Below are 1,700 nucleotides of genomic sequence, written 5' to 3' on the forward strand. Positions count from 1 at the left end.
TCCCGCGCTCCCCCGGCGAGCAAACTATGCGATATTACTGAGGTCATTCTCTACTTTCTTCTGGTCTTTACAGCTGCTTAAAAGACATTCCGTATTTCTACCAGAAAAATAGTGATTCTTTTCCGGAATAGGAAACTTCGCATGTGAAGTAATCTGTACTCTCTAACTACAGCTGTAAGGAATTTATGATTAATCGAGCAATGGATTTTGTTTTTACCGATAGCTTCGCCTTTGCTATTAACGCAACCTTAGGTACTGTTGTCGGTACTAAGCTATGCAACTACTCATGGGAAGAAAAAATTAGAAGTGAAGCAACAACAGAAGAGATACGCGATAGAGCAGCATCTCCAGACGAGATAGCCAATCACCAGATTAGAGAGAGCCATTCCTAATTAGGAATCTAATTTCTCAAATATCTTGCCGGAAGATCTGTCTGTTGTAATCTAAAACTATCTAACCGTTATTTTTCCCTTCAGTATTGCATTAGTCAAAATGCGCTTCACTTTATCCTAAGACTTACGTAATTTTTCCACCAGATAATTTAATCACTGAGGTTTTTCTCTAATTTCAGTCGGGGTTCAAATCCCCGCCTGAAAAACAATTACGAGCTACGAATTTCTGAGCCTTCGAGTGACGTAAACTCGACAATCCCTTTACTAATCCTGCTTTGAAAGGTTATAAAATTATTGGAGATCGAGGTTTATTTGACGATATTCGCGGAACAGAAGATACAGACACAAGTAATCCAAAACAACCGCGAGTGTGGCGTTTACTTTTGGAACGAGGTGGTTGGATTTACTTGTTTCGAGAATTATCTGCAAACGCGAAAGCAGATGAACGACCATTAGTATTGGCTGTTCAAGAAAGTGACAAGGGACATGTGCTGATTCGGAGCCCGCAGGTTTCAAAATAGTCGTTCTATAATCGAGCATCTTGCTTCCCGATGTTATTTTTATTTCCTGAGATAATTGTTATATATATATTTCCGCACTTTTTGGCCCCATTTTCTCATCTTTTTCTGAGAAATTTGTTTCAAAGCATAAGAAGTTTCAATAGTTAACTCTCCTTGTTTCATATCAATCATCAAAGCTGAACCATTTTCAAGATTATGTGAAAGAGCATCTAAAAGCTTTGATGGATTTTGAGCAAGAGTGTAATATACCTTATCATTTTCAACCCTAACCTCTTTTGGTAAAGGTTTATCAGCAATTTTTCCACCCAAAAACGTTTTTAACCCTGCTATGAGGTAACTGTAGATTGTAGGTCCTGGCTCAAACTTAGGGGGTTGTAGTAAGCGAAGCTCCCCTTCAAGAGAATCTTCATTGAGAGTTATTTTCTCAGGCGTAAAATGTAATTTTATTGGAATATTATTGTGTTCTATCGTAGCGATAAATCCCTCTTGAGGGTCTAGTTCTAAGTTTATTATTTGCTTGACTCTATATTGAGCTTGTCGACACAGAAGTAAAACCATTTTTTGTTTCAAAATCAATTGTTTTCCTTCTGGTTTCCAGACAATATACTCTTCAAAAATTCTTGGTAGAATTGTATTAGGCTCTTGAAACGTTGCCGTTATTTCATCGAGTATGTTCATCTTGAATTGAAAAATTTGTCGCTTGCCTCTCAAGAGGATGTTTGAAAAGTCATAATTGATGTATCAAATATTTTTTTACCCCTCCCTAAACCCCCCCTTATAAAAGGGG

3 protein-coding genes are annotated in these 1,700 nt (G+C 37.5%); 2 read left to right on the forward strand and 1 reads right to left on the reverse strand.

Annotated features, from left to right (window positions below):
* Window positions 1-185: 185 nt before the first annotated feature.
* Both G4P69_RS37935 and G4P69_RS37940 read left to right on the forward strand, forming a co-directional pair.
* Window positions 186-392, forward strand: a complete 207-nt coding sequence (locus G4P69_RS37935) for a hypothetical protein (protein WP_208341831.1) — start codon at window positions 186-188, stop codon at window positions 390-392.
* Window positions 393-667: 275 nt separating this feature from the next.
* The gene (locus G4P69_RS37940; protein ID WP_243902400.1) at window positions 668-913 is read left to right on the forward strand and encodes a hypothetical protein; all 246 of its coding nucleotides are present in this window, start codon (window positions 668-670) and stop codon (window positions 911-913) included.
* A 39-nt stretch (window positions 914-952) separates the two neighbouring features.
* Here the strand turns inward: G4P69_RS37940 and G4P69_RS37945 are convergent, their stop codons facing one another.
* Window positions 953-1,591 (reverse strand): hypothetical protein, encoded by a 639-nt coding sequence (locus G4P69_RS37945; protein ID WP_208341833.1) that lies wholly within the window; start codon window positions 1,589-1,591, stop codon window positions 953-955.
* Window positions 1,592-1,700 lie beyond the last annotated feature (109 nt).

It is taken from the genome of Aetokthonos hydrillicola CCALA 1050, assembly GCF_017591665.1.
GTDB lineage: Bacteria > Cyanobacteriota > Cyanobacteriia > Cyanobacteriales > Nostocaceae > Aetokthonos > Aetokthonos hydrillicola.